This is a genomic window from Clostridium sp. AF28-12 (assembly GCF_003435225.1).
Lineage (GTDB): Bacteria > Bacillota > Clostridia > Lachnospirales > Lachnospiraceae > Pilosibacter > Pilosibacter fragilis.
The window spans coordinates 1-2508 of sequence record NZ_QWGJ01000055.1 but is presented as its reverse complement, the minus strand read 5'-3'; the positions used below and the strand labels follow the sequence as shown (position 1 = coordinate 2508).

The window sequence follows — 2508 nt, the reverse complement described above, 5'->3', positions numbered from 1 at the left end:
TATGAGGTAGGCACCCTGCGCCTTGCTGACTTTCATCAGTAGGTTTCAGGGAGCCGCCTCCCAAACCGGACGTACACCTCTCAGCGTATCCGGCTTTCCATGAATCACCTTGATTCTTTGGTTTCGTGTAAGAGTTCAAAGCAGTCAGGGCAGAGAGCCAGAGATTTTCTTCTCATTTTCAGTATTTTCTGCTCAAATATATCCCTGCCTTTCAGCGATTTCAGCGTTCTTACGTGGTGCATACATAAATAGTCTGCATGTTCCCCGCAAATCTCGCATACTCCGGCTTTTATGCGGTTTACTATCGTGTGCCTGCTGTCATATTTCCTATAACTCGGCATAACGTCTGCCACATTGTCATAGCCGTCGCTGTGCTTTCTGAATCCATCATGGTAAAATTCGCAGTATTTACGTCCCTTAGTTGTATCGTATGGGATTCTCAGTACTCCGTTTACCATGTGCCGCTTCTTAATAACACTGACATTCGTTCTGTGCTTTCCTGCCAGAGTTTTTAACATGCTGTACCGCACCATGTAGTAATACTTGTGCAATGCGCCTACGTTTTCTGCTATCCGATAGAAGTTATATAACCCTCGAATTTCGGAATTGAAAGTAGACACAATCTCTGCATCGCTGCGGTTCATCAGGTCTTTCCTTGGCATAGGACGCCACATTTCTTTGCCTGTGTCATTGTTGCGTTTCACCTGTATCGCTCCCCGTTCCATCGCTTTTTTAATCCATTTTTCTTTCGGCATATACAGGAATACTTTTCCATACCACACCCGTTTCATGTCGCCGTTTTTACAACGCTTCATGTTCTTGGAATGGATTACTTTGAAATCGTACCCCAGATAGCGTACCGGCTTACTGGAATGGGTGACTTTCGTCTTTTCCTCGGACATTTCCAAATGCAGTTTTTCTTGGAGAAAGATTTTTACATCTTCCTTGATTTTTTCTGCGTCCTTTTTGGAGCCGATAACGCCAATTACAAAATCATCGGCGTAACGGTTGTACTGGATTTTCTTGAAGCCTTCCTCAAACGGATTGTAATAGTGCTGATTCATCTTCTTCCTTCTGGAATCCTTAAATTCTTTTACCAGTTCAGGAGTTGATTTTTCTGCGCCCATTAACGCTTTACGTGCCTTTCTGTATCTCCGGGACGCCCGCTCGTATTCTCTGGTCGTCCTTCTGCGTTCTGGCTCGCAATCATACTTTTCTTTGTATTCCTGCATATAGTTGTCCAGTTCGCTGAGGTAGATGTTTGCACATATCGGACTGATACCGCTGCCCTGCGGAACACCGGAGTAGGTGCAGTTGTACTGCCATTGTTCCATATATCCGGCTTTCAGGAACTTCCAGATTAGACCGATAAAAGCCTCGTCTGAAATCCTTTTCCGCAGTAATTCAACCAACACATGATGGTCGAAGTTATCAAAGCACGCCTTAATGTCTCCCTCGACAATCCATGTAACACCTGTGAAGTTTTTCTTCACTTGCGTAAGTGCCGTGTGACAGCTTCTTTTTGGTCTGAAACCGTGTGAATTGTTGCTGAATGTCGGCTCATAGATTGCTTCAAGAATCATTCTGACCACTTCCTGCACTAACTTATCATCAGTAGAAGTGATTCCCAACGGGCGAAGTTTCCCGTTCTTTTTAGGAATGTACTTTCTTTTTGCAGGCTTTGGCTGATATGTCCTGTTGCGTATGGATTCAATAATCCGGTTAATTCTCGGCAGGCTCATGTTGTCCAGCGTCTGCCCGTCTACCCCCTGCGTCATGCTCCCCTGCGATTTCGCAATGTTCGCATATGCAAGGAGATAGAACTCTGGATTGTATAGGTTGCGATATAATCTTTCATATTTGTTGTTACTTACACTTGCCTTTTCTTCAAGGCTTTTCAAGACATGAATCGGATTTCTCATAGTGTCTCACACACCATCCTTTCTGTTTTGAAAATGATTCACTGTTCCCCTTTGCCATGTAGACGGCTTTCCCGTCCGCAGACTACTATGGGAACTCTGTTGCCATGGTGAATATTCAGAACCCCGCATTTCAGCGTTTTCATAGCCTTTCGGCATTTCACTTTAGGCAATCCCCGTTTAGTACGGTATAAACAAGCGTTCCACGTTGTCGGTATGTGACGTTCGCCTTTTTCCACTTTCCCGTGGCTGAACCTGCTCCGAGTATCAGCAGCCGCATAGCCAAACAATGCGACTGTCAGGAACACTGACGAGTACAACCTCTCTACGTCAGGGGTACGCTCTTGGTCCCGATTTCAGGCTGTCATTCAAGCAGTCTAGCTTCCATCCTCATACGTGGATTTTCATTCCGTCACGCCGGCGCTTCTGAGGCTTCAGCGCCCCGTGTCCTCCGTCATGCTATGGTCGCCCTCCGGTTTCCCTTTTGGGGTAAGACGGGGAATGATAGGTTGCGGCACAATGCCGCTTGATACTTTTACCTACTACTTGCTCAAGGTAGGATTTATACCGCCCTTACGGGCGCACTGGG

1 protein-coding gene is annotated in these 2508 nt (G+C 46.0%); it reads right to left on the bottom strand.

Annotation, left to right across the window (positions count from 1 at the left end):
• Positions 1–104 precede the first annotated feature (104 nt).
• A complete protein-coding gene (locus DWY93_RS16700) occupies positions 105–1922 on the bottom strand; it encodes a reverse transcriptase domain-containing protein (RefSeq protein WP_002589063.1) in 1818 nt (605 codons plus the stop codon).
• Between the last annotated feature and the right edge of the window lie 586 nt (positions 1923–2508).